The sequence below is a fragment of the Loktanella fryxellensis genome (assembly GCF_900110065.1).
GTDB classification, from domain to species: Bacteria; Pseudomonadota; Alphaproteobacteria; order Rhodobacterales; family Rhodobacteraceae; genus Loktanella; species Loktanella fryxellensis.
On record NZ_FOCI01000002.1, the window covers coordinates 1 to 24,960 of the forward strand.

General features: G+C 67.7%; 20 protein-coding genes. 14 read left to right on the forward strand and 6 right to left on the reverse strand.

The genetic code is table 11. The annotated features are described in order from the left end of the window. Positions 1–32 precede the first annotated feature (32 nt). Positions 33–1,775: an L-arabinonate dehydratase gene (gene araD / locus BMX16_RS02420; RefSeq protein ID WP_089898362.1), complete on the reverse strand. Its 1,743-nt coding sequence runs from the start codon at positions 1,773–1,775 to the stop codon at positions 33–35. 13 nt (positions 1,776–1,788) lie between these two features. Then, a complete protein-coding gene (gene araD1 / locus BMX16_RS02425) occupies positions 1,789–2,778 on the reverse strand; it encodes an AraD1 family protein (RefSeq protein WP_089898364.1) in 990 nt (329 codons plus the stop codon). A 144-nt stretch (positions 2,779–2,922) separates the two neighbouring features. Here araD1 and BMX16_RS02430 point away from each other — a divergent pair, with 144 nt between their 5' ends. From BMX16_RS02430 to BMX16_RS02455, 6 genes are all read left to right on the forward strand, one after another. Next, complete coding sequence (locus tag BMX16_RS02430) at positions 2,923–3,906, forward strand: LysR family transcriptional regulator (protein ID WP_218139811.1); 984 nt, start codon at positions 2,923–2,925, stop codon at positions 3,904–3,906. Between the two features lie 232 nt (positions 3,907–4,138). Then, entirely contained in the window at positions 4,139–5,095 is a 957-nt protein-coding gene (gene ytfQ, locus BMX16_RS02435; RefSeq protein WP_089898368.1) for a galactofuranose ABC transporter, galactofuranose-binding protein YtfQ, read from the forward strand. Positions 5,096–5,195: 100 nt separating this feature from the next. Then, positions 5,196–6,704, forward strand: coding sequence for a sugar ABC transporter ATP-binding protein (locus BMX16_RS02440; RefSeq protein ID WP_089898371.1), 1,509 nt, complete (start codon positions 5,196–5,198; stop codon positions 6,702–6,704). Further along, complete coding sequence (locus BMX16_RS02445) at positions 6,701–7,735, forward strand: ABC transporter permease (RefSeq protein WP_089898372.1); 1,035 nt, start codon at positions 6,701–6,703, stop codon at positions 7,733–7,735. Before BMX16_RS02440 ends, BMX16_RS02445 begins: the two co-directional genes overlap by 4 nt. Then, positions 7,732–8,688 carry a galactofuranose ABC transporter, permease protein YjfF gene (gene yjfF / locus BMX16_RS02450; RefSeq protein ID WP_089898374.1) on the forward strand — a complete coding sequence of 319 codons (957 nt, stop codon included), beginning with the start codon at positions 7,732–7,734 and terminating at the stop codon, positions 8,686–8,688. Before BMX16_RS02445 ends, yjfF begins: the two co-directional genes overlap by 4 nt. A gap of 39 nt (positions 8,689–8,727) precedes the next feature. Then, positions 8,728–9,456, forward strand: a complete 729-nt coding sequence (locus BMX16_RS02455; protein WP_089898376.1) for a FadR/GntR family transcriptional regulator — start codon at positions 8,728–8,730, stop codon at positions 9,454–9,456. A 171-nt stretch (positions 9,457–9,627) separates the two neighbouring features. On the opposite strand, the gene BMX16_RS02460 is transcribed toward BMX16_RS02455, so the two are convergent. Both BMX16_RS02460 and BMX16_RS18270 read right to left on the reverse strand, forming a co-directional pair. Continuing rightward, positions 9,628–10,257 (reverse strand): MBL fold metallo-hydrolase, encoded by a 630-nt coding sequence (locus BMX16_RS02460; protein ID WP_342707794.1) that lies wholly within the window; start codon positions 10,255–10,257, stop codon positions 9,628–9,630. Further along, entirely contained in the window at positions 10,257–10,427 is a 171-nt protein-coding gene (locus BMX16_RS18270) for a twin-arginine translocation signal domain-containing protein (protein ID WP_342707795.1), read from the reverse strand. Before BMX16_RS18270 ends, BMX16_RS02460 begins: the two co-directional genes overlap by 1 nt. Before the next feature lie 275 nt (positions 10,428–10,702). On the opposite strand from BMX16_RS18270, the gene BMX16_RS02465 reads away from it, so the two are divergent. The 3 genes from BMX16_RS02465 to eat are packed head-to-tail and all read left to right on the forward strand — an operon-like array spanning position 10,703 to position 14,319. Continuing rightward, on the forward strand, positions 10,703–12,106 hold the full coding sequence (locus tag BMX16_RS02465; protein WP_089898378.1) for an ethanolamine ammonia-lyase subunit EutB: 1,404 nt from the start codon (positions 10,703–10,705) through the stop codon (positions 12,104–12,106). Continuing rightward, positions 12,099–12,908, forward strand: a complete 810-nt coding sequence (eutC, locus tag BMX16_RS02470; RefSeq protein WP_089898380.1) for an ethanolamine ammonia-lyase subunit EutC — start codon at positions 12,099–12,101, stop codon at positions 12,906–12,908. The genes BMX16_RS02465 and eutC overlap by 8 nt, the downstream gene beginning before the upstream one ends. A gap of 13 nt (positions 12,909–12,921) precedes the next feature. Beyond that, positions 12,922–14,319: an ethanolamine permease gene (gene eat, locus BMX16_RS02475; RefSeq protein ID WP_089898383.1), complete on the forward strand. Its 1,398-nt coding sequence runs from the start codon at positions 12,922–12,924 to the stop codon at positions 14,317–14,319. Positions 14,320–14,620: 301 nt separating this feature from the next. Here eat and BMX16_RS02480 read toward each other — a convergent pair whose 3' ends face one another. Together BMX16_RS02480 and BMX16_RS02485 are read right to left on the reverse strand one after the other, a co-directional pair. Next, positions 14,621–15,307: a response regulator transcription factor gene (locus BMX16_RS02480; protein WP_089898385.1), complete on the reverse strand. Its 687-nt coding sequence runs from the start codon at positions 15,305–15,307 to the stop codon at positions 14,621–14,623. After that, entirely contained in the window at positions 15,304–16,977 is a 1,674-nt protein-coding gene (locus BMX16_RS02485; protein WP_143057982.1) for a sensor histidine kinase, read from the reverse strand. The genes BMX16_RS02480 and BMX16_RS02485 overlap by 4 nt, the downstream gene beginning before the upstream one ends. 251 nt (positions 16,978–17,228) lie before the next feature. Between BMX16_RS02485 and BMX16_RS02490 the strand changes: the two genes are divergently transcribed. From BMX16_RS02490 to BMX16_RS02510, 5 genes are read left to right on the forward strand one after another with little or no spacing between them, the layout of a single operon-like run. Further along, positions 17,229–18,482: a glycosyltransferase family protein gene (locus BMX16_RS02490; RefSeq protein ID WP_089898389.1), complete on the forward strand. Its 1,254-nt coding sequence runs from the start codon at positions 17,229–17,231 to the stop codon at positions 18,480–18,482. Then, positions 18,482–19,711: a glycosyltransferase family 4 protein gene (locus BMX16_RS02495; RefSeq protein WP_089898392.1), complete on the forward strand. Its 1,230-nt coding sequence runs from the start codon at positions 18,482–18,484 to the stop codon at positions 19,709–19,711. Before BMX16_RS02490 ends, BMX16_RS02495 begins: the two co-directional genes overlap by 1 nt. Beyond that, complete coding sequence (locus BMX16_RS02500; RefSeq protein WP_218139812.1) at positions 19,708–20,868, forward strand: glycosyltransferase family 4 protein; 1,161 nt, start codon at positions 19,708–19,710, stop codon at positions 20,866–20,868. The genes BMX16_RS02495 and BMX16_RS02500 overlap by 4 nt, the downstream gene beginning before the upstream one ends. Next, positions 20,865–22,709, forward strand: coding sequence for an ABC transporter ATP-binding protein (locus tag BMX16_RS02505; RefSeq protein WP_089898394.1), 1,845 nt, complete (start codon positions 20,865–20,867; stop codon positions 22,707–22,709). Before BMX16_RS02500 ends, BMX16_RS02505 begins: the two co-directional genes overlap by 4 nt. After that, positions 22,693–24,843: a phosphotransferase gene (locus BMX16_RS02510; protein WP_177174548.1), complete on the forward strand. Its 2,151-nt coding sequence runs from the start codon at positions 22,693–22,695 to the stop codon at positions 24,841–24,843. The genes BMX16_RS02505 and BMX16_RS02510 overlap by 17 nt, the downstream gene beginning before the upstream one ends. Positions 24,844–24,960: the final 117 nt, after the last annotated feature.

Here is a 24,960-nt window from a genome sequence, read left to right on the forward strand (position 1 = left end):
CGCCCGCGCCTGCGCCCCTCATGCCTGCCTCTTTAATGACTGTCACGGGGCACCTCGCGTCCACGGCAGCCCTTGAGGATGCCGAAGTCGGCCCCGGTATCGGCCCCCTCGACCATGTCCACGAAGAGCTTGGAATAGCCGCTGGCGAACATCGGTGCCGCCGGCTGCCATGCGGCCAGACGGGCGGCCAGTTCGGCGTCACTGATGTCCAGATGGATGCGCCGGGCGGCCACGTCGAGTTCGATCATGTCGCCGGTGCGCACCACGGCCAGCGGTCCGCCCGCCGCCGCCTCCGGCGCGGTATGCAGCACGACGGTGCCATAGGCGGTGCCGGACATGCGCGCGTCGCTGATGCGGACCATGTCGGTGATCCCGCGGCGCAGCACCTTGGGCGGCAGGCCCATGTTGCCGACCTCGCTCATCCCCGGATAGCCCTTGGGGCCGCAGTTCTTCAGCACCATCACGCAGGTCTCGTCGATGTCGAGGTCCTCGTCCTCGATCCGCGCCTTGTAGTCGTCGATGTCCTCGAACACGACGGCGCGGCCGCGGTGCGTCATCAGGTGCGGACTGGCGGCGGAGGGTTTGAGCACCGCGCCGTTGGGTGCCAGATTGCCGCGCAGCACGGCGATGCCGCCGGAGGCTGCCAGCGCGCGTTCCACCGGCAGGATCACGTCGTCGTTCCAGTTCTGCGCGCCCGCGACCTCCGCGCCGATGGTGGTCCCCGACACGGTCAGCGCATCGTCGTGCAGCAGGCCCGCGTCGGACAGGCGTTTCAGCACCACGGGCAGGCCGCCGGCGTAGAAGAACTCCTCCATCAGGTACTTGCCCGACGGCATCAGGTTGACGATCGTCGGCACGTCGCGCCCGCAGCGGTCCCAGTCGTCCAGCGTCAGATCGACGCCGACCCGGCCCGCCAGCGCCAGCAGGTGGATGACCGCGTTCGTGGACCCGCCGATGGCGCCGTTGCAGCGGATCGCGTTCTCGAACGCCTGTTTGGTCATGATGTCGGACGGCTTCAGGTCGTCCTTGACCATCTGCACGATGCGACGACCTGTCATCTGCGCCATGACCCGGCGGCGGCTGTCGACGCCCGGGATCGCGGCGTTGCCGGACAGCGCCATGCCCAGCGCCTCGGCCATGCTGGCCATGGTGCTGGCGGTGCCCATCGTGTTGCAGGTGCCCGACGACCGGCTCATCGCCTGTTCGGCGGCGAGGAACTCGGCCTTGTCCATCTTGCCCGCCTTGATGTCCTCGCTCATCTGCCACAGCGCCGTGCCAGACCCCATGCGCTCGCCCTTGAACCAGCCGTTCAGCATCGGCCCGCCGGTGACGACGATGGACGGGATGTCGGTCGAGGCGGCCCCCATCATCAGGCTGGGTGTGGTCTTGTCGCAGCCGACCAGCAGCACGGCACCGTCGATGGGCTGGGCGCGCATCACCTCCTCGACCGCCATGGCGGCAAGGTTGCGGTACATCATCGCGGTGGGGCGGAACGTGTTTTCGGAGGCGCTGAACACCGGCACCTCGACGGGGAAACCGCCCGCCTCCCACACGCCGGCCTTCACCTTTTCCGCAAGCTCGCGCAGGTGCCCGTTGCAGGGCGTCAGGTCGGACCAGGTGTTCAGGATGCCGATGACGGGGCGCCCGTCGAACAGATCGTCCGGATAGCCCTGATTCTTCAGCCACCCCCGGTGATAGATGTTGTCGCGGCTCGTGCCGCCATACCACTCCTGAGACCGCAAAACACGGGGCCAAACAGCTGGGGTGAACGGCATGGATCGCATTCCTTCAAAGGGTCATGACAGTGACGCGGGCGGCGGCAGGCGGTGCCGCCACGGCCAGCGTATTGCGCAGCGGCAGACCAAAGGCCGGCGCGCTGATTTCGAACACGTCGCCGTCCCGACATGCAAGCCCCTGTGCGAACGACAGGGTCGCGGTGCCGAACATGTGGATGTGGACGTCACCCGGCTGGCAGAAGATGCCGTACTTGAAATGGTGGTGTTCGAGGTTGGCGATGCTGTGGGACATGTTCGCCTCTCCGCTGGCGAAGGGGGCGTCGAAGACCGCTACATCGTCGCGCAGGACGCGGCTGTGCCCCTGGATGTCCTGCGGCAGGTCGCCGATCAGCAGTTCGGGACCGACGGCGCAGGCCCGCAGCTTGGAATGCGCGAGATACAGGTAGTTCTGCTTTTCGGTCACATGGTCGGAAAACTCGTTCGCCAGGGCGAAGCCCACCCGGAACGGGGTGCCGTCGGGCCCGATGACATAGACACCCGCGATTTCGGGCTCTTCTCCGCCGTCGAGGGCAAAGGACGGCGACGGCAGCGCCGCCCCCGGCGCGATCAGGGCGTGGCCGTTCCCCTTGTAGAACCACTCCGGCTGCATGCCGGGGACGTCGCCTGCAGGTTTGCCGCCATCGATGCCCCAGCGGAACATCTTCATCGAGTCGGTTTCGGCCTTGTCGGCCTTTTCGTGCATCGCGGCGCGGGTGGCGGCGCTGCCCAGATGCGTCAGCCCCGTGCCGGTCAGACAGGTGTGTGCCGGGTCGGGATGAAACAGCGGCGGCAGCATGCTCCCGTTGGCCGAGAGCGCTTCCAGATCGACGGGCGCGCCCAGTCCCAACTGCCCGATGCAATCGCGCAGGCTGATGCCGGCCGTGGCGCAGGCCATCGCCAGATCATAAAGCGTCTGATCGGTCGCGACCGCATAGGCTTCGGTGCCGTCGCGCGCGGCGATCTGTATCGCGCCCGCAGGCGTCCGATATTGTGAAAGCAGCATGAGCCGTCCTCTTGTTGAGCCCCCCGACGTCGCCAACCATGACCGCCGGCGGGGTATTCGATTGGGCGACCGTGACGAAATCCGATATTGCATTCAAATACTTTTGAAGCATGGTGACATACCGGTTTCGGTATGGGGGTATCAGTGCCGACACAAAAGCCACAGGCGGGTGCGACAGCGCAGATGATGCGGCGCGGATTGCGGTTGCCGCATCTGCGGCTCATCATCGCGCTGCACGACACCGGGCAGATTTCAGGTGCGGCGCACAGGATGGGGATGACCCAGCCCGCCGCATCGCGGCTGCTGGCAGAGCTGGAACAGGCGACGGGCACGCCGCTTTATACGCGCCACGCCCGCGGCGTCGTGCTGACCGAGGCTGGCACGCTTCTGGCACGGCGGTCGAAGGCGGCGCTGCACGATCTGGATGACGCGTTCGACGATATCGGCCTGCTGACCGCCGGCGCCGGTGGCATGGTGCGGATCGGGACGGTCACCGGGCCGGGTCTGGAGATCGTGCTGCCGACGATCCGCGACATCCGCGTCACCTATCCGGAGATCGCGTTCACCATCCTCGTCGATACGTCGGACAAGCTGGCGACCGCCCTGGTCGGGCACGAGATCGACTTCTATCTCGGCCGCCTGCCCGCCGGATTCGACCCCGCCGCCGTGACCATGCGCCCCATCGGGACAGAGCCGATTTCCCTCGTCGTGCGCGACAACCATCCGCTGCTCCGGCGCCACGACCTGCACCTGTCCGAGTGTCTGGCGCATGACTGGGTCCTGCAGCCCCCCGGCGGGCTGATGCGGATGACGGTCGAAGACTACCTTCTGAAATCGGGATTGCCGCAACCGGCACGCGTGCTGAACACCTCGTCGCTCTTGCTGACGCTGGCGCTGGTCAGCGAAACCAATGCCATCGCACCGATCGCCACATCGGTCGCCGACCTCTATGCGAACGAGGCGAAACTGGGCAGCCGCATCCGCAGGCTGGACGTCGCACAGGACATGCAGGTCGCCACCTACGCGCTGATCGGCAGGAATCCGTCCCGGCTGAATGCAGCCGCCGAACGGGTTCTTGCGCGTATCGTCGACCGGATCGACACCGCCGCGATCCTGTCGGGCAACTAACCGAATCCCCCCTGTCATCCGCGTGCGCCGACACGTTTGCCGATGCCGTCAGGGTGTGCGTCCCTGTCGGTCTGGCGTGGCACAGCCTTTCCCTTTTGGTATCAAAACGGGGCGAACGTCATAAGGGGCAGGGATTTCAAGCGCTGCAAAAAAGGTTTGATCCGATTAATATTATAATATTATATCCCCGGAGGGGCTGAAACCATGCCTCGGGTTTCTGGGAGGAGGACCAATGATGAAGAGAACTTTGATGGCCAGTGTGGGGGCCTTGTCGCTGTGTGCCGCCGCTGCCAGTGCGCAGACCACCGTCGGCTTTTCGCAGATCGGATCGGAATCCGGCTGGCGGGCCGCCGAGACCACGGTGACCATGCAAGAGGCCGAAACCCGTGGCATCACCCTGCAATTCTCGGACGCGCAGCAGCGTCAGGAAAACCAGATCGCCGCACTGCGGTCGTTCATCGCGCAGGGCGTGGATGCGATCCTCGTCTCCCCCGTCGTCGCCACCGGCTGGGATTCCGTGCTGGAAGAAGCGGCCGAGGCCGAGATTCCCGTCGTCCTGCTGGACCGCATGGTCGACAGCTCGCCGGACCTCTATTTGACCGCCGTCGGTTCCGATCTGGTCCATGAAGGCCGCGTTGCGGGCGAGTGGTTGGTCGAGGCCGTCGCCGGAGAGCCGTGCCGCGTCGTCGAACTGCAGGGCACCACAGGGTCGTCGCCCGCCATCGACCGCAAGGCGGGCTTCGAGGAAGGCATCGCAGGGGCCGACAACATCGAGATCGTCCGCAGCCAGACCGGCGACTTCACCCGGGCGCAGGGCAAGACCGTGATGGAAGCCTTCCTGCAGGCCGAAAACGGCGGTGCCGACATCTGCGCGCTCTATGCGCACAACGACGACATGGCCGTGGGTGCGATCCAGGCGATCAAGGAAGCGGGGCTGGTCCCCGGCGAAGACATCCTCGTGGTGTCGATCGACGCCGTGCCCGACATCTTTCAGGCGCTTGCCGCCGGAGAGGCGAATGCCACGGTCGAGCTGACGCCGAACATGGCGGGTCCCGCCTTCGACGCGCTGGCGGCCTATTTCGCCGACGGCACGATGCCCGAGAAATTCATCCAGACGGAATCGCGGCTGTTCACGCAGGCCGACGATCCGCAGGGCGAATACGACCGCCACAAGGATCTGGGTTACTGATTCAGATGCATCTTCTGCGTCCGGGGTGGCCTGTGTGCCATCCCCGGATGCGACTGTCGCACGGCCCTTGCGGGTCTGCGCATGACCATGCGGGAACCCCATGTTGCTATCCACGCGCGACCTTACCAAGACCTTTCCGGGCACAAAGGCGCTCGACGCCGTGAACTTCGACCTGAAGGCGGGCGAAGTCCACGCTCTGTTGGGCGAGAACGGGGCCGGGAAATCGACGCTCGTCAAATGCCTGACGGGGGCCTACCGGCGCGACAGCGGCGACATCCTGTTCGACGGCCGACCCGTCTTTCCCCAATCCACGCTGGAAGCGCAGGCCATCGGCATCGGGACGGTTTACCAAGAGGTCAACCTGCTGCCCAACCTGACGGTGGCCGAGAACCTGACGCTGGGCCATCAGCCGCGCCGGTTCGGGATGATCCGCCCCCGCGCCATGCAGGCGCTGGCCGAGGAGATGTTGCAGGGCTACGGCATCGACATCGACGTGCGCCGCCAGCTCGATTCCTGTTCCGTCGCGGTGCAGCAGATCGTCGCCATCGCCCGTGCCGTGCATCTGTCGGGGCGCGTGCTGATCCTTGACGAACCCACCGCCAGTCTGGACGCGCGCGAGGTTGCGATGCTGTTCGACGTGGTCCGCGGGTTGCGGGACCGGGGGCTGGGGATCATCTTCATCTCGCATTTCCTCGATCAGGTGTTCGAGATTTCGGACCGCCTGACGGTGTTGCGCAACGGTCGTCACATCGCCACGCATCCGGTGGCCGATCTGGACCGGATGCAGCTGATCACCGCCATGCTGAGCCATGAGTTGCAACACACCACGTCGCACCGCCTGCAGCGCAGCGCGGATACATCCGGCGACGCAATCCGCTTTACCGGGGTCGGGCGGCGCGGGCGCATCGCGCCCTTCGACCTGACCGTGCGGCCGGGCGAGGTGATCGGCATGGCCGGTCTGCTGCGATCCGGCCGCACCGAGAGCGCCGAGGTGCTGTTCGGCGCCGTGTCCAGCGACAGCGGCACCGTCACCGACGCGCGCGGTGCCGTCGATCTGCACAACCCGCGCAGCGCCATCGCGGCGGGCTTCGGTTTCGCGCCAGAGGATCGCAAGACGGACGGAATCGTGGCCGAGCTGACGGTGCGCGAGAACATCATCCTCGCGCTGCAGGCACGGCAGGGCTGGGCGCGTCCGATCCGCTACGCCGAACAGCTGCGGATCGCGGACGACTACATCGCCCGCCTCGACATCCGCACGCCGGACGCGGAAAAGCCGGTGGGCCTGCTGTCGGGGGGCAACCAGCAAAAGGTGATCCTTGCCCGCTGGCTGGCCACACATCCGCGGTTCCTGATCCTTGACGAGCCGACGCGCGGCATCGACATCGGCGCCCACGCGGAAATCCTGCGTTTGATCGAAGAGGTCGTGGCGCGGGGCATGTCGATCCTCGTGATCTCGTCGGAATTGGACGAGCTGGTCGCTGTATCGCACCGGGTCATCGTCGTGCGCGACCGGACCCATGTGGCGGAACTGACAGGTGCCGATGTGGATAGCGACAGGATCCTGCGCGCCATCGCGGATCCGCACGCATCGGCCGAGGTCGCCGCATGACCGCCGCACGCAAACTCCTGCGCCGGATCGCACCGCAACTGATCACGCTGGTCGCGGTGATCCTGCTGGTCAGCCTGTATTATCCCGATTTCTACAAGGTCGTGCTGGTCAACGACCGGCTGGTCGGCATTCCCATCGACGTGTTGAAACGGTGCGCACCCGTGGCGCTGCTGGCGATCGGCATGACGCTGGTCATCGCCACGCGCGGCATCGATTTGTCCGTGGGCACGGTCATGGCGATCTGCGGTGCTGCGGCGGCGTGGTCCATCGATCAGGGCTATGGCCTGTGGGGCGCCCTTGCCATTGCCGGTGCCGCCGGGCTGGTCTGCGGGGTGTGGAACGGCATTCTGGTGGCGGTGTTGGGCATCCAGCCCATCGTCGCCACGCTGATCCTGATGGTCGCGGGGCGCGGCATCGCGCAGTTGATCACCAACGGCACGATCCTGACCTTCGACAGCGATGCGTTTTCCTATCTCGGGTCCGGCACGCTGATCGGTGTGCCCGTGCCCACCGTGATCTGGATCCTGACCGGCATCGCCGTGGGCCTTCTCGTGCGGCGCACCGCGCTGGGTCTGCTGATCGAGGCGATCGGCGTGAACCTGCGGGCCAGCACGCTGGCGGGCATCAACAGCAAGGTGCTGCTGATCGCCGTCTATGTCGCCTCCGGTCTGTGCGCCGCGATGGCGGGGATCATCGCCACCGCCGACATCCGGGGCGCGGACGCGAACAATGCGGGCCTCTGGCTGGAACTCGACGCGATCCTTGCCGTGGTGATCGGTGGCAATTCGCCGCTGGGCGGGCGGTTCTCGATCGTGGCGTCGCTGCTGGGCGCGCTGATCATCCAGACGATCAACACCGGCATCCTGCTGGCGGGGTTCCCGTCGGAGTTCAATCTGGTCATCAAGGCTGTGCTGGTCATCGTGATCCTCGTGCTGCAATCGCCCAGGCTGATGCTGCTGCAAGACCCCGTCCACCTGCCGTTTCTGCGCAAACGGGCCGCACCCACACCCCCGGCGGAGGTCCGCAAATGAACGTCCACGCCCTGCCGCTCTATGCGACGATCCTGATCTTTCTGCTGGCCTATGCCATCTGCATCGTCCAGTTCCCGGCAATGCTGTCGACGCGGGTCATCGGCAATCTGCTGACCGACAATGCCTTCCTCGGTATCGTGGCCGTGGGCATGACGGTCGTCATCATCTCGGGCGGGATCGATCTGTCGGTGGGGTCGGTCATCGCGTTTTCGGGCGTGTTCATCGCGGTCCTGCTGCGCGACACCGGGCTGCATCCTGCGGCGGTGTTTGCCCTGCTGCTGGTCGTCACGACCGCATTCGGGGCGGCGATGGGCGGCATGATCCACGTGCTGGCGATGCCACCCTTCATCGTGACGCTGGCGGGCATGTTCCTCGCGCGTGGGGCGGGCTACATGCTGTCGATCGACTCCGTCCCGATCGACCATCCCGCCTACGAGGCGATGCAGCGCGCCTATTACGTGATGCCGGGCGGTGGGCGGCTGACGCTGCTGGGGGTGGTGATGCTGCTGTCGGTCGGCATCGGCATGATCGTCCTGCACCGCACCCGGTTCGGCACCAACACCTATGCCCTTGGCGGCGGCGAGGCGACGGCACGACTGATGGGGGTCGCGGTCGGGCGCACGACGATGATGGTCTATGCCTTTTCCGGCTTCATGGCCGGGCTCGCGGGCATCGCGTTCTCTGTCTACACGTCGGCGGGCTATCCGCTGGCCACCGTGGGAGTCGAGCTGAATGCCATCGCCGCCGTCGTCATCGGCGGGACGCTGCTGGCGGGCGGCAGCGGTTACATGTTCGGCACGCTGATCGGGGTGCTGACGATGGGTCTGATCCAGACCTACATCGTGTTCGACGGCAGCCTGTCCAGCTGGTGGACCAAGATCGTGATCGGGGCATTGCTCTTGCTGTTCATTATGCTTCAGAAGGGCCTCTTGCGATTGCGCGTCAGCGCCTAAGACGAACGACGCACGGTATTGAAGGGGTCAGGAGAGGTCATGTCGGGTTTGCTGCGCGATGCATTGAGTGGAACGTTCGTCCGCAACAGCCACGGGCAGGTCGTCGAAGGGATCGGCCGCGCCATCGTGACCGGGCGCTATCCCCCCGACACCGTCCTGCCGCGCGATGAAGAGCTGGCGGCCCAGTTCAACGTGTCGCGCACCGTGTTGCGCGAGGCGATGAAGACGCTGGCCGCCAAGGGCATGGTCGTCGCCCGGACCCGCGTCGGCACCAAGGTGCGCGCCCGGCACGACTGGAACCTGTTCGACGCCGAACTGCTGGTCTGGCATCTGGATGCGCGGGCCGGCATGGGATTCCTCGATCAGCTTTACGAGATGCGTCTGATCATGGAACCCGCCGGTGCCGCCATGGCCGCAAGCCGCGCCACCGCGCAGGAGATCGCGACGCTTCACGCGCATATCGAGGCGATGGTCGTCGCAAGCGACGACAAGGCCTTTGCAATGGCAGACCTCGCGTTGCACCGGTCGATCATCAAGGCGTCCGGCAACCTGTTCATGCACTCCGTCGCAACGCTGATCGAGGCGGCCTTGCTGACCTCGTTCCGGCTTAGCTCGCCAGCGTCCGAACCCGCGATCCAGAGCGATGTGTCCGCCGCCCACAACCGCATCGTCGTGGCGATCGAAGGTCGCGATCCCGAAGCGGCGGCCCAGGCGATGCGAGAGGTCATCCTGTATGGCCAGCAGCGGATCACGGCGCGCGTGACCTGATCCGGGCGCCGGCTGTCGTCAGCACGTGGCGAAAGGTGTGACGAGCGGTCCGGATACATGAGGTCGGCTGATGCACAGCGTCCGTGATGCCCATGGTGGCGGTGCCGCCCATCCCATTGGCCAGCCCATCTGGACACAGCCCCGGGCGGTCCGGTGCGGTCCTGCAGGCGATCAGCCGGGCATGACCTCGCCGCCATACCAGTTGCCGATCCGCACCTCGGACGCGTCACCGACCAGGTCCGCAAAGGCTTCCGGGCTTTGTGTGCCGTCGCCTTCACCCCGGTAGTGATAGGGATAGACATAGGTCGGCTGGAACGCGGCGACGGCATCCGCCGCCGCCTCGATCCCCATCATGTAGGGCAGGTTCATGCAGACGAAGGCCAGATCGATGTCTTGCAGCGCGCGCATTTCAGGGATGTCCTCGGTGTCACCCGAGATATAGACGCGGAAACCCTCGAACGTCAGGACATAGCCGTTGTCGCGCCCCTGCGGATGGTTCTGCAGGCGATCCTCGGTGGTGTTGTAGGCGGGGATCGCCTCGGTCCCCAGACCGTTGAATTCGGCGGTACCGCCATTGGCAAGCTCGGACGCCTTGGTCTTCATCTCGTCGCTCAGCATCGCATAGACGGCGGGGTTGGCGATGATCCGGGTCGTCTCGCCGGTCAATGCCGCGAGCGTTTCGGCGTTGTAGTGATCGCCGTGTTCGTGGGTGATCAAGATCAGGTCGGCGGGCGGGAAATCGGCGTACAGCGCCGCATCGCCGACCGGATCGGTATAGATCGTGCCCAGCGGCGTTTCCATCACGATGCTCGCATGCTCGCATGCTCGACCGGATGCACGGTGATGTCGCCGGCGGCGGTGGGAAAGGCGTGGGTGGCCTGTGCCACGGCGCGGGTCGCGAACGGCAGGAATGTCACCGCGCCGGCTGCGGCGGCGGCGGTGGTCAGAAAACGGCGGCGGGTGGTCGTCATGCGATGCTCCCTGTTGATCGGATGATCATCATCTAGCGCAAGTCCCCGATGGCGCCACAGACGCGGCATATGTCACGCGAATGTCAGCGCCAGCGTCCGGCGTCGGCTGCGGGGACGTGTCGGGCTCGCGCTGCGCCACCTGCCGCATCGCGTGGCAAAGCCGTATCGAAACGCCCGCATCTTGGGCGATTGCAAAGTATCTTTGCGCAAAGGGTCATCCCGTGCTTTCATCGGCGCCAGTTCCGGCGATGCCCTTGCACAGGAGTGTCCGTCCCATGTCCCAAGCGTACCGCCATATCATTGGTCAACAGACCTGGATCTTTGCCTCGCTGGCCGAGGTGATGGCCAAGGCGACGCCGGAACGGGCGGGCGACCGGCTGGCGGGGGTGTCCGCGGGCACGGCACAGGAACGCGCCGCGGCGCAGATGGTTCTGGCCGATCTGCCGTTGACGACGTTCCTGTCGGATGCGCTGATCCCCTACGAGGCGGACGAAGTCACGCGGCTGATCATCGACACACACGACGCCGCGGCCTTTGCCACCATCGCACATCTGACCGTCGGCGATTTCCGCGACTGGCTGCTGTCGGATCACGCGACGCCCGCCGTGCTGGCAGCCCTGCGCCCCGGGCTGACGCCCGAGATGGCGGCGGCGGTGTGCAAGATCATGCGCAATCAGGACCTGATCCGCGTGGCGCAGAAATGCCGCGTCGCCACCGCCTTTCGCAGCACCATCGGCCTGACCGGGCATCTGTCCACCCGCATCCAGCCCAATCACCCGACCGACGACGTGAACGGCATCGCGGCGTCCATCCTCGACGGGCTGATGTATGGCGCTGGCGATGCGGTGATCGGGATCAATCCGGCGACCGACAACGTGGCACAGGCGATGCGCCTGTCGCATCTGATGGCCGACATCATCGACCGCTACGACATCCCCACGCAGTCCTGCGTGCTGACCCATGTCACCAACACGCTGGAATGCATCAACGGCGGCGCCCCCGTCGATCTGGTGTTCCAGAGCGTCGGTGGCACCGAGGCCACCAATACCTCCTTCGGCTTCGGCCTGCGCGATCTGGCCGAGGCGCAGTCCGCCGCGCTGTCGCTCGATCGCGGCACCGTGGGCCGCAACGTCATGTACTTCGAGACGGGGCAGGGGTCGTCCCTGTCGGCCAACGCGCACCACGGCCTCGACCAGCAGACGTGCGAGGCGCGGGCCTATGCCGTCGCGCGCCATTTCGACCCGCTACTGGTCAACACGGTCGTGGGCTTCATCGGCCCCGAATACCTGTTCGACGGCAAGGAGATCACCCGCGCGGGGCTGGAGGATCATTTCTGCGGCAAGCTGCTGGGCCTGCCGATGGGCTGCGACGTGTGCTATACCAACCACGCCGAGGCGGATCAGAACGACATGGACAACCTGATGACGCTGCTGGGCGTCGCCGGTGTCACGTTCATCATGGGCATCCCCGGGTCCGACGACATCATGCTGAACTATCAGACGACGTCGTTCCACGACGCGCTCTATCTGCGCCGCGCGCTCGGGCTGCGGCCCGCGCCGGAATTCGACGACTGGCTGGCGCGCATGGACATCCTGCACAGCGCGGACGGGTTCCGGCTGTCGGGGGGCTTGCCGGACGGTTTCGCCCGCAGCCTTGCACGGGTGGCACGGCATGGCTGAGCGTGACACGCCGACCGTCCTGACCGAAGATCCGTGGCGCAGCCTGCGTCGCTATACCGATGCGCGGATCGGTCTGGGACGCGTGGGCGTCAGCCTGCCGACGCGGGAGTTGCTGGCGTTCCAGCTGGCCCATGCGCAGGCCCGCGACGCGGTGCACCTGGCGCTGGATACCGCGCGGCTGGTGGGCGATCTGCGCGGGCTGGACGGTCTGGCGGAACCGCTGCTGCTGGGATCGCAGGCGGTCGACCGCGACGATTACCTGCGGCATCCGCCCAAGGGCCGCACCCTGTCGGACGGTGATGCCACGGGCCTGACGCGGGGCGAAGTGGTGCCCGATCTGGCGCTGGTGATCGTGGACGGGCTGTCGTCGCACGCGGTGCAGCAGAACGCCGCCCCGTTCCTGCGCGCGCTGCTGGACCAGTTGCCACCCCTGCGCCTATCCGCCCCCGTCGTCGTTACGCAGGGCCGGGTCGCCGTGGGCGATCACGTGGCCGAGCGTCTGGGCGCGCAGGCGGTATTGGTGATGATCGGCGAACGCCCCGGCCTGTCGTCGCCGGATTCGCTGGGCCTGTATTTTACATGGGCACCGCGGGTGGGGTTCAACGACGCCCGCCGCAACTGCATCTCGAACGTGCGGCCGGCGGGCCTCGACTATGGCCGTGCCGCCGCGCGTGCTGCCTACCTGTTGGCCGAGGCGCAAAGGCTGGGCACATCCGGTGTGGCCCTCAAGGACCGGTCCACGGACGACGCCGCCGGCCTGACCCGCGACCATACGAGCTTTCTTTCCCTCCCACCGGCATAGGACACGCGACACCATGGCAGACCCGCAACTGGACAAGGCCTATCTCGAACAGCGGCAGTTAAAGCGGGGGACGGCGGGCTGGGTCCTGCTGGCAGGTCTTGGCGTCAGCTACGTCATTTCCGGTGATTTCGCGGGCTGGAATTTCGGCATCGGCGTGGCGGGGTGGGGCGGCTTCGTGATCGCCACCATCCTGATGGCGATCATGTATTTCACCCTCGTGCTGTCGCTGGCGGAAATGTCGGCGGCGATCCCGGCGGCGGGGGGCGGTTACAGCTTTGCCCGTCAGGCGATGGGGCCGGTGGGCGGCTATCTGACTGGGCTTGCGGTGCTGATCGAATACGCACTGGCGCCGGCGGCCATCGTGATCTTCATCGGGGCGGCGGTGCAATCGCTGATCGGCTTCGACGGCCCCGTCGTCTATGCGGTGTTCTACGTGGTCTTCGTCGGCATCCACCTTGCCGGTGTCGGCGAGGCGCTGAAGGTGATGATGGTGATCTCGGGCCTTGCGGTGTTCGCGATCATCGCCACGGCGGTGGCGCTGGTCGGGCATTTCGATGCGGCCCTGCTGTTCGACGTGCCCGCGACCGACGCGGTCGGTGCCTCGACGTTCCTGCCCTACGGCCTGTTCGGCGTCTGGGCCGCGCTGCCGTTCGCCATGTGGCTGTTCCTTGCCGTCGAAGGCGTGCCGCTGGCGGCGGAAGAGGCGCAGGACCCCGCCCGCGACATGCCGAAGGCCATCATCGGCGCCATGTCGTTCCTGCTGGTCATGGCCGCGCTGGTCGTCGTGCTGCTGGCGGGGGCTGCGGGGGCGCAACTGATCGGCGCGTCAGGCGTGCCGCTGGTCGATGCACTGAACGCGGTGGGCAACGGCAGGCTTGCGACACTCGTGAACATCCTCGGCCTCGCGGGTCTGATCGCGTCGTTCTTCTCCATCATCTACGGTTATTCGCGGCTGGTCTTTGCGCTGTCGCGGGCGGGCTACCTGCCGCCCGCCCTATCCATCACGACGACGCGCAAGGTGCCCGCGCGCGCCCTGATCGTGCCGGGGGTGCTGGGGTTCCTTGCGTCGCTGTCCGGGCAGGGGGATCTGATGCTGTCGATGGCCGTCGTGGGGGCCACGCTGTCCTATGCGCTGATGGCCTACAGCCACATCCGCCTGCGCCGCACGCAGCCGGACCTGCCGCGCCCCTATCGCACGCCCGGTGGCACGGTCACGTCGGGCACCGCGCTGGTGCTGTCGCTGGTGGCGCTGACGGGGGTGATCGCCTACGATCCGCTGGCCTTCGTCTATACGCTGGTCCTGTTCGGCATCGGTGCTGCCTACTTCTTTGGCTATTCGCGCCATCACCTCGTGGCCAAGACGGCGGCCGAGGAATTCGCGATGTTGCAGGCCGCACAGCGCGACATCTGACCTTGTCCGCGCCCGCGTCCGCCGACGCCCGCCCCTGGGACAGGCGGCTGACGGCCCGGCTGCAGGGTTGACCGGGCGCGCCCTGTGGCGTCAGCCGCCGCCGAAGGGGTCGCAGGTGAACACCCGGTCGGGCAGATCGGCGTTCGGGCGGCTGGCCGCCGGGACAGGGGTGGGGTGCCGTCGACCGGGTTTGGCATGGTAGCCTGTCCTGCTGCCATCTCCGGTCGCATCCGGTGCCGCGCGCGTCGTGGCAGACCCTGAAGCGACCGGCGCATGGCCGTGCCGTGGTCCACCGTGCGCTTCAAGCCTGCGAGATCATGTAACCGAACCCGCGCACGTTGCGGATCAGACGGGTGTCGCCACCGCGCTCGATCTTCTTGCGCAGGTAGGAGACATAGACCTCGACCACGTTGGTGTGGGGATCGAAGTCGTAGCCCCAGACCCCCTTCAGCAATTCCATCCGGCTGACGACCTGTTCGGCATGGGTGACGAGAAAGTGCAGCAGCGCGAATTCCGTCGCCGTCAGCCCCAGATCCTGATCCTGGCGGCTGACCACCTTGCGGGCCATGTCGATGCGCAGGTCGGTAAAGGTCAGCGTGCCGGTCGCGGGGGCCGGATCGACGACGCCGCTGCGCCGCACGAGGGCCTCTATGCGCGCCAGCAGTTCGGCAAAGGCGAAGGGTTTGGTCATGTAATCGTCGGCCCCCGCGCGCAGCCCCTCCAGCTTGTCTTCCAGCGCGTCGCGGGCGGTCAGCATCACGATCAGCGTGCCGTCGCCGCGGGCGCGGATCTGTCGGCACAGGTCGGCCCCCTCGGCATCCGGCAGCATCCGGTCCAGCACGACCAGATCGGCCCGCCGGGCCGTCAGACGGTCCATCAGGTCTTGCCCCGCATGGGTGACGGCGACGTCATAGCCTTCGGCGGTCAGACCCGCCGACAGAAAGGCGGCGATCTCGTGGTCGTCTTCGACAATCAGGATGCGGATCATGCGCGGTCCCTCTCCAGTGGCAGTGTAATGGCGATGGTCGCCCCCCGTGCATCGAGGGCGGCGTCGCGGGATGGCGTGGCAGGGGATGCATCGTGGTCGTCGCTGGAACGGACGATGCGGATCGTGCCGGCATGGCGGTCCACGATCCAGCGTGCGATCGACAGGCCCAGACCCGCGCCGCGATGGCCGCCACCGGGTCTCCCCCCGCCCCGCCCCGCACCGCCCTGATAGAAGCGGGCAAAGGCCTGTTCCGACTCGGCCGCCGTGAATCCCGGACCCTGGTCGACGATGCGGATGACCGCCGCGTCGCCGGCGACGTCCAGATCGAGGCGGACGATGCTGTCCGCCGGGGCCAGCCGGATCGCATTGTCCAGCGGGATCAGCAGCGCCTGCCGCAGCCGGTCGTGGTCGCCCATGACCACGACGGGGGCGTCGGGATGGTGGCTGGTCACGGTGACGCCGGGTGCGCGCGCAAAACCGTCGCAGTCCTGCAGCACGTCGGCCATCACGTCCTGCAGGATCACGGGCGTGCTGGCGACGGTGATCACGCCAGCCTCGGACCGGGCGAGGAACAGCAGATCCTCGACCCGCCGGCCCATCTGGGCGGCCTTGCGCACGACCTGCCGCAACGTCTCGCGCAGGCGGTCGGGGGAGGTGCCTTCGGCGCGCAGCGTGACCTCGGCCTGGCCGCGCAGGATCGTCAGCGGCGTGCGCAGCTCGTGGCTGATGTCGGCCAGAAACCGGGCGCGCGTTTCGTCCAGCGCCTTGAGGCGGGTGACCGCCGCCTCCAGCTCCTGACTGCGGGTGTGCAGTTCGGCGGTGCGGTGCGCGACGTGCCGTTCCAGATCCGCCTTGGTCTGCCGCAGCAGCGTCTGCTGGTCGCCGATCTGGGTCGTCATGGCGTTGAACCGCCGCCCCAGATGCCCCAGCTCGTCGGCGGCGGTCGCCGGCACCCTGTGATCCAGATCGCCGCGCCCCACCGCATCCGCACCGTCCGCCAGCGCCGCGACGGGCCGCAGGATGGCGCGGTGCAGCACCACCCCGTTGGCCAGCAGCAGCAGGGCCACGACGGCCACCAGCCCGACGGCCAGCCAGAACACCCGCCGCGCCAGCATGTCGGACGTGGCGGCCGTCTGTTCCACCTTGGCCCTTTCGCGGTCGGTGGCCACGTCGATCAGCTGCCCCATCACGCTGTCGAACCGGTGTTCGATCCGGTCGATGTACAGCACCACCGCCGCCGCACGCTGGCCCGCGTTCAAGAGCTGCATGACATCGGCCTGCGCCACGTCCAGCGCCGCAAGCGTGTCGCGCATCCGGTCCAGATGCACCAGCTCGGCCGTCTCGCTGGTCCGCTCGGCGGGGTCGGTGATCAGGGCGATCTCGGCGCGCACCAGATCCTCCTTGCGGGTCAGGGCCGCGTCGAGGGCCGCGCGGGCGTCGATGACCTCGCGCATGTCGGGGCCAAGGATGAACAGCTCTGCCACCTGTTCGGAATAGTCGTTGGCGCGCGCCGCGATCAGGTTGATCGCCCTGATCTGGTCATAGGTCGCCACGCTCTGGCGGCGGTTTTCGGCCCCGGTCTGCAGGATCAGGATGATGAGGCACGCGATCAGCGCCACGGCGAGCGTGACGATGAGGTGGCTGAACAGGATCTTGGTGCGGATCGTCATGGCCTGCTCGCCTTCCTTGTTCCCGTGCCCGCGCCCGACGGTGCGGCGTTGCGGATTGCCCCCCGGCACCTGCGGCACTGGCCAGCAGACTACCGCCCACGCTGCGGTGTCGCACGGGCGAAACCGTATTCTAAGGAAGTTCTAATTTGAAACCGGGAACGATCCGCCGATGTAACACATTCATGACATGCACGGTCCCGCAGGATCGGTCGCACACCGTCAACGATATCTCAGAGGAGATTGCAGGACCCATGTTCGATCTTGCCAGCGGCCACAAAGACCATGCCACGACGGTCGATCCTGCACGCGCCCCGCGCATCGTGCTGTATTCCCACGACACGCTGGGCTTCGGGCACCTGCGCCGCAACCTGCTGATCGCCGGTGCGCTGAAGCAGGGCTTGCGCACGCCGGAGATCCTGATGATCGGCGGCATGAGAGAGGCCGGTGCATTCGCCATGCCCGACGGCGTCGATTGCGTGACCCTGCCCGCCTATGCCAAGGGCAGCGACGGCACCTATCGTCCGCGCGATCTGGGCGGCGATCTGGGTGCGCTGCGCAGCCTGCGCGCGCAGATCATCGCGGCCACGGTCAGCAGTTTCGCCCCCGATCTGATGATCGTGGACAACGTGCCGCGCGGCGCGCAATTCGAGCTGGACCCCGTGCTGTCCATGCTGCGCGCCCGTGGCACCACCCGTCTGGTACTGGGCCTGCGCGACGTGATCGACGCCCCCGGCGTGGTGCGCCGGCAGTGGCTGTGGCAGCGCAACTTCGAGACGATCGCGCGGTATTACGATGCGGTCTGGGTGTACGGCGATCCGACGCTCTATGACATCCTGACCGACTGCGAACTGGGCGGCGCCATCGGCGACAAGGCCCGCCATGTGGGATATCTCGACCATGCCACCCGATTGTCGCAACCGCTGGCGGCGCAGGACCGCGACGCGGTGCTGGGCAGCGATCCGCGGCCCTACGTGCTGTGCGCCGTGGGTGGCGGGCGCGACGGGAACGCGGTCTGCGCGGCCTTTGCCGCAGCGACCCTGCCGGCTGGCCACCGCGGCGTGCTGATCACCGGCACCCAGATGCCGCAGGCCCTGCGCGACCGGCTGCACGCCCTCGTGGCGCGGCGGGACGACATGATGGTGGTGCCCTTCGTGCGCGAACCCATAGCGCTGATGCAGGGGGCGGCGCGGATCGTCAGCATGGGGGGCTACAACACCACGTGCGAGGTGCTGTCGCTGGGCCGCCCGACGCTGATCGTGCCCCGTGCGGCGCCGCGTGCCGAACAGCTGATCCGCACCATCCGGCTGGCCGACCGCCGGCTGGTCGACATGCTGCACCCCGACGATCTCGGCGCGGATGCGCTGACCACCTGGCTGCAGGCCGACATCTCGCTCGTCCCGGCGTCCACGCTGGCGATGGACGGCCTTGGCACCGTGCGCGGGCTGGTGGACGACATGTTCGCCACAGTGCCCGCCGCAAACCCACACCTTGCGGAGGCCTGCTGATGACCGCCCTCATCCCCGGCCCCATCGGGTATGTCGTCAAGCGGTATCCCCGCTATTCCGAAACCTTCATCGTGAACGAGATCCTCGCCCACGAGGCGGCTGGCACGCGGATCGAGATCTTTGCCCTGCGCAGCGTGGAAGAGAGCCATTTTCAGGACATCCTCGGTCAGGTGAAGGCGCCTGTGACGCGGATCCGCGACAAGTACACCGGACCCGACGCGATCTGGACCATGATCAGCCGCGCCCGCGACACGCTGTCCGGCGCATGGGCCGCGTTGGAGCGGCTGGAGGGGCTGAACGGTCAGGACATCGTGCAGGCCATCGACATCGCCCTGCACTGTCACGCCCGCGGGATCGTGCATCTGCACGCTCATTTCGGCACCGTCTCGACCTCGGTCGCGCGGGGTGCGGCGGCGCTAGCCGGGATCGGCTACAGCTTTACCGCGCATGCCAAGGACATCTTCTGCGACTATGCAGAAAACCAGTTCCTCGACCTGAAGCTGCGCGACGCCACGACGGTCGTCACCGTGTCAGACTTCAACGTGGACTACCTGCATGACCGCTTCGGCGCGAACGCGGGGCAGGTGATGCGGATCTACAACGGGCTCGACCTGAACCGGTTCACGCACATGACGCCCGGCCCGGATGCGACAGGCATCCTCGCCGTCGGCCGTCTGGTGGAAAAGAAGGGCTTTCACATCCTGATCGAGGCGCTGCGCCTGCTGGCGGCAGACGGGCGCACCGTGCCCTGCACCATCGTGGGCAGCGGTGAAGAGGCCGACAACCTGTCGCGCCAGATCGCTGCCGCAGGACTGACCGACAGCGTGACGCTGGCCGGACCGCTGCCGCAGGGCGAGGTCTTTGCCGCCATGCGCCGCGCCGCCGTGCTGGCCTGCCCCTGCGTGGTGGGTGGCGACGGCAACCGCGACGGATTGCCGACCGTCCTGCTGGAGGCGATGGCGCTGGGCCTGCCCTGCGTGGCGACCGACGTGACCGGCATCCCCGAACTGGTCCGCCACGACGAGACCGGCCTGATCGCCACCGAGGGCGACCCGGAGACTCTGGCCGATGCGCTGGGCCACATGCTGGACGATGCGGACCTGCGGCGGCGCTTTTCCGATGCAGGTCGCGCGCGGGTGGAGGCCGATTTCGACGTGGCCGTGAACGCCGCCCGCCTGCGCGACGTGTTCGCCGCCGCCACGGCGCCCAACCTGCAGGGGGTCGCATGATGCGCATCGCCTATGTCTGCACCGATCCGGGCATTCCCGTCTTCGGTACCAAGGGCGCGTCCGTCCACGTGCAGGAAATGCTGCGCGCCTTCGTGGGGCGCGGGGCGCATGTCACCGTGATCTCGCCACGCATCGGCGATGCGGCCCCCGCAGATCTGGCGGGCGTGGCGATCCATGCCCTTCCTCCGCTCCCATCCGGTGCGGCTGCGGTGCGCGCGCAGGCGGCGCTCGATCAGAACGCCGCCGTGGCGCTGGCGCTGGACGCGGCAGGCCCCTTCGATCTGATCTACGAACGCCATGCCCTCTATGCCCATGCGGGGATGGAGGTCGCGCGCGACGCGGGCACCCCCGGTGTGCTGGAGGTGAACGCCCCCCTGCTGGCAGAACAGGCCCGCCACCGCACGCTGGCCCTGACGCGTGAGGCCGAGGGCGCGACCCGTGCCTGCATGAGCGCCGCTGCACATGTCACTGCCGTATCCCCTGTCGTGGGTACCTATGCCACCGATCACGGGGCCCAGCGGATGCATGTGATCCCCAATGCGGTCACGCCAGCGCGCTTTCCGCAGCAGGCCGCACCCGGCGGAGCCTTTACGCTCGGGTTCCTCGGCAGCCTGAAACCGTGGCACGACGTGGATACGGCGCTGGATGCCTTTGCCTTGCTGCGCGCGCAGGCGGTGCCGGATGCGGTGCTGATGATCGTGGGCGATGGGCCGGAACGCGACGGGCTGGCCGCCCGTGCAGATGCGCTGGGCATTGCCGATGCGGTGGAGTTCACCGGTGCCGTGGCACCCGAGGAGGTGCCGGGGATGCTGGCGCGGATGCATGTCGGGCTGTCGCCCTACGCGGCGAGCGCGGATTTCTATTTCTCGCCGCTGAAGATCTACGAATACATGGCGGCGGGGCTTGCGGTGGTCGCCAGCGACGTGGGCCATCTGGGGCAGGTGGTTGATCACGGCACCACGGGCCTGATGGTGCCCCCCGGCGATGCGCAGGCGCTGGCCGACGCGCTGGCACGACTGGCCGCCGATCCGGCCCTGCGCAGCCGTCTGGGCAGCGCCGCGCGGGCGCATGTGATGGCGCACCACACATGGGACGGAATCGCCGCCCGCGTGATGGGGTGGGCGCAAGCGCATGCGGGCGCGAAAGTCACCGCATGAGCCGCCCCGACAACCTGTCCGACAGCCTGCCGGGACTGCGCCGCGTGATGACGCGGCTGACGCCCTATATGCGGCCGCACCGCGTTATGCTCGCGGGGTCCATGACAGGGCTGATCGCGGCCACCCTGATGAAGCTGGCAGAGCCCTGGCCGCTGAAGTTCGTCATCGACGCGGTCGTGCCAACTGCGGCGGGTGGTGCTGCCACGACCCTCGACCCGATGACCCTGCTGGCATTGTGCGCCGGGGCGCTTCTGGCGATCGTCGTGCTCAAGGCGCTGTTTTCGTATCTGGCCACCATCGGTTTCGCGCTGGTGGGCAACCGTGTGCTGACGGCAGTGCGCGCCGACCTGTTCCGCCACCTGCAGGCCCTGTCGCTGGGCTTTCATGCCCGCGCACGGGCCGGCGATCTGACCATGCGCCTGATCGGCGACGTCGGCATGCTCAAGGAAACGGCCGTCACCGCCGCCTTGCCGCTGCTGGCCAGCGTGATGGTGCTGGTGGGCATGGTCGGCGTCATGCTGTGGCTCGACTGGCAGTTGGCGTTGCTGGCGCTGTCGCCGTTGCCGATCCTGTGGTTCATGTCGCAACGCGCGACGGTCAAGATCCGCGACATCAGCCGCAAGCAGCGCAAGCGGCAAGGCGAGTTGGCTGCCACCAGCACCGAGACGATGGCGGGCATCCGGTCCGTGCAGGCGCTGGGGCTGGAGGCCAGCCTGTCGCGGGTGTTTTCCGGGTCCAACGACGACGACATGCGCGCGGGCGTCAAGGGCAAGAAGCTGTCGGCAGGGCTGGAACGGTCCGTCGATGTGCTGACCGGCATCGGCCTGGCGATCGTGCTGTGGTTCGGCACGCTGCAGGTGCTGAACGGACGCATCACCCCCGGCGATCTGCTGATCTTCGTCAGCTACCTCAAGCAAACCTTCCGCCCGGTGCGCGAATACGCGAAATACACCGCCCGTCTGGCCAAGGCGGCGGCGGCGGGCGAACGGGTCGTGGCCTTGCTGGACGAGGTTGCGGTGGTGCGCGATGCGCCGGATGCCATCGCCGCACCCACCCTGCGCGGTGCGGTGACGCTGACCGACGTGCGGTTCCGTTACGCCCCCGATGCCCCCGCCACGCTGGACGGCGTCAGCGTCACGCTGGATGCGGGCCGGTCGGTGGCGATCACCGGGCCATCCGGGGTGGGCAAGTCCACCTTCGCCAGTCTGATGCTGCGCCTTTACGATCCCGAAAGCGGCACGATCCGCATCGACGGCCACGACCTGCGCGCCCTGACCATTCGGTCGCTGCGGTCGCAGATCGGCTTCGTGGCGCAGGACCCGCTGATCCTGCGCGGCACCATCGCAGAGAACATCGCGCTGGGCGCGGGCCGCGCCGTGACCCCCGCACAGATCGCCGATGCCGCACGTCTGGCGGATGCGCACGACTTCATCATGGCGCAGCCGCAGGGCTACGACACGGTGGTGGCCGAACGCGGGGCGACCCTGTCGGGCGGGCAGCGCCAGCGAATCGCCATCGCCCGCGTCGCCCTGCGCGACTGCCCCATCCTGATCCTGGACGAGCCCACCGCCGGTCTCGACCGCGCCAGCGAAGAGGCGGTGAGCGCCGCCCTGTGGCGTCTGGCACAGGGGCGCACGACCTGGCTCGTGACGCACGATCTGGCGCTGGCCGCCCACGCCGACCGGGTGCTGGTGCTGGACGGCGGGCGCATCGTCGAGGATGGCACGCCGCAGGACCTGATGCGCGCCGGTGGCCGCTTTGCCGCCCTGCGCGCCCGGCAGCAGGGCGATGCTGCGGGTCCGGTGTCGGCAAGGGGACTTCCACGTGCTGTCGCCATCTGATGCCGCCGTCGTGGCGCGCGATCCGGCCTTGCCGGGGCTCGCGACCCTGCTGGACCCCGCCGCCTTGGCCGCGCTGACGGGCCGCGACGATTTGGTCGTGACCTATCTGCGCTACAAACCGGGCAACAGTTGCATGGTGGGGTTGGCGCCGATGGGCGCTGGGCTGGATGCCGTGGCCGCGATCGCCGTGCCTGCACCCCGCTGGCCGCAGTTACGCGCCAGACCGAAATGGCAGGGCGGGCCTGACCCCATCGCGTTCCATGATGACGTCCACATCGCCGTCGTCCCCTTGCGGCACATCCGCCACGTCAAGGGCCACAAGGCGCTGACCGATCCCGTCCGTCGCAGCGCGTTACTGGACGCGCTCGGGTTGGCGGATGCCCCGATGCAGGTGTTGCGGTTCAAGCCGGAACGGCGGATCGTGGTGCAGGTCGCGACCCTGGATGGCGCACCGGGCCTGCTGAAATGCCACGGCGCGACAGGCTTCGACCGCGCGCTGCGGGGGGCGCGTCACGCGGCAGCCTACGCCGGTGCACCGCTGCTGGCGGTCGATACCCGGCGCCACGCGATTCTGTCGGGCTGGATCGACGGTGTGCCGCTGCACCCGTCGTTGGGCGATGCAGCCTTTCGCGCGACGGGCACCGCGCTGGCGCGGTTGCATGACGTGCCAGCAGTGGACCTGCGGCGCATGGATCGCGCCGACGAGCGCAGAGAGGTCGATGCTGCCGTCCGTGCCATCGCACAGCTTGCGCCCGATCTGGCGGCCCGCGCGCGTCAGCTTGGCCGGCGCATCGTCGCAGAGTTGTCCCGTGTTCCCGTGGAGCCCTGCACGCTGCACGGGGATTTCAGTGCCGATCAGGTGATCCTGCAGGACGACAGGCCCGTGATCCTCGACTGGGATCGTATCGCCGTGGGCGATGCAGGCCGCGATCTGGGCGGGTTTTTGGCCCGATTGGATATGGACGTGCTGAATGGACTGCTGGACCGCGACAGCGCCGATGCCGCAGCCGACGGTCTGCTGGCCGGCTACACCGTTCACGGCATCCGGCCCGCAACGGTGACCGCCCAACGGGCAAGGGCGCTGCTGGCGTTGGCGACCGAAGGTTTCCGGCAGCGCGCGCCCGATTGGCCCGCCCGCATGGCGACAGTGCTGTCGCAGGCGCTGGAGATCATGGGCGACGATCCTCTGGCCGCGACGCCGGGGCTGACGGTGGCACTGGATCCGAACGCGATGCGCGCACCACTCGATGCGGCCTTCGGGGGGCTGGGCGGCAGCGATCTGACCGCGACCCTGCTGCGGCACAAACCCGGCCGTCGTGCCCTGATCCGCTATGCCACGGTCGGGGCAGCACCCCGCGTGCGGCTGGCCAAGCTGCGGGCGAAGGGGCCCGACCACCGCACCCCCGCCCTGCACGACGCCCTGCGGGCCGCCGGTCTGGACGGACGCGGCCCGCACCATGTCGGCGTGCCGCAGGCGTTCGGCGGGTTGGTCCAGCCTGCGATCTGGCTGCAGGCACAGGTGGACGGCGTCACGCTGACCGACGCGCTGCTGCAGGGCGCGGACCCCGCAGCGGCACGACGCGCGGGGGCGACCCTGGCGCTGCTGCATGTCGCAACTGTGCCGACCGACCGGATCTGGACGATGTCCGACGAGATGGCGGTGCTGGACAAGGCCCTGACCGAGGCGGCACAGATCCTGCCGGCAGATGCAAAGGCAATCGCGCAGGTCGGGCGGATGGCGCACCGATTTGCGGATGCGCTGGTGCCCGGACTGGTCACGGGACTTCACCGGGATTTCCATCCCGATCAGGTGCTGCTGGGGGACCCGGTGACGTGGCTGCTGGACCTCGATCTTTATACCCGGGGCGACCCGGCGGTGGATCTGGGCAACATGCTGGCGCATCTGACGGAACTGGGTCTGCGCACGACGGGCGACGCCGACCGTTTCACCGACCACGCCGATGCCCTGATCACAGGTTACGGCGGGGCGGACCGGGCCGGCGGCGCCGCACGGATCGGCGCCCTTCATGCGATTTCGCTGGCGCGGCACATCTTCATCAGCCGCAGGTTCGACGACCGCCACCACACCACCGGGCCGCTGATCGCAGTGTGTGGATGCCTGCTGCACCGGTAACCGCCGTCGCGGACCGCGCGGGCACAGGGGCGCAGCATCTGATCTGCAGACCGGGATTAGAAGTTCGTTAGAACCCGCAGGATCGACCGATCCGTCATATTCGCAAGGCCCGATCGC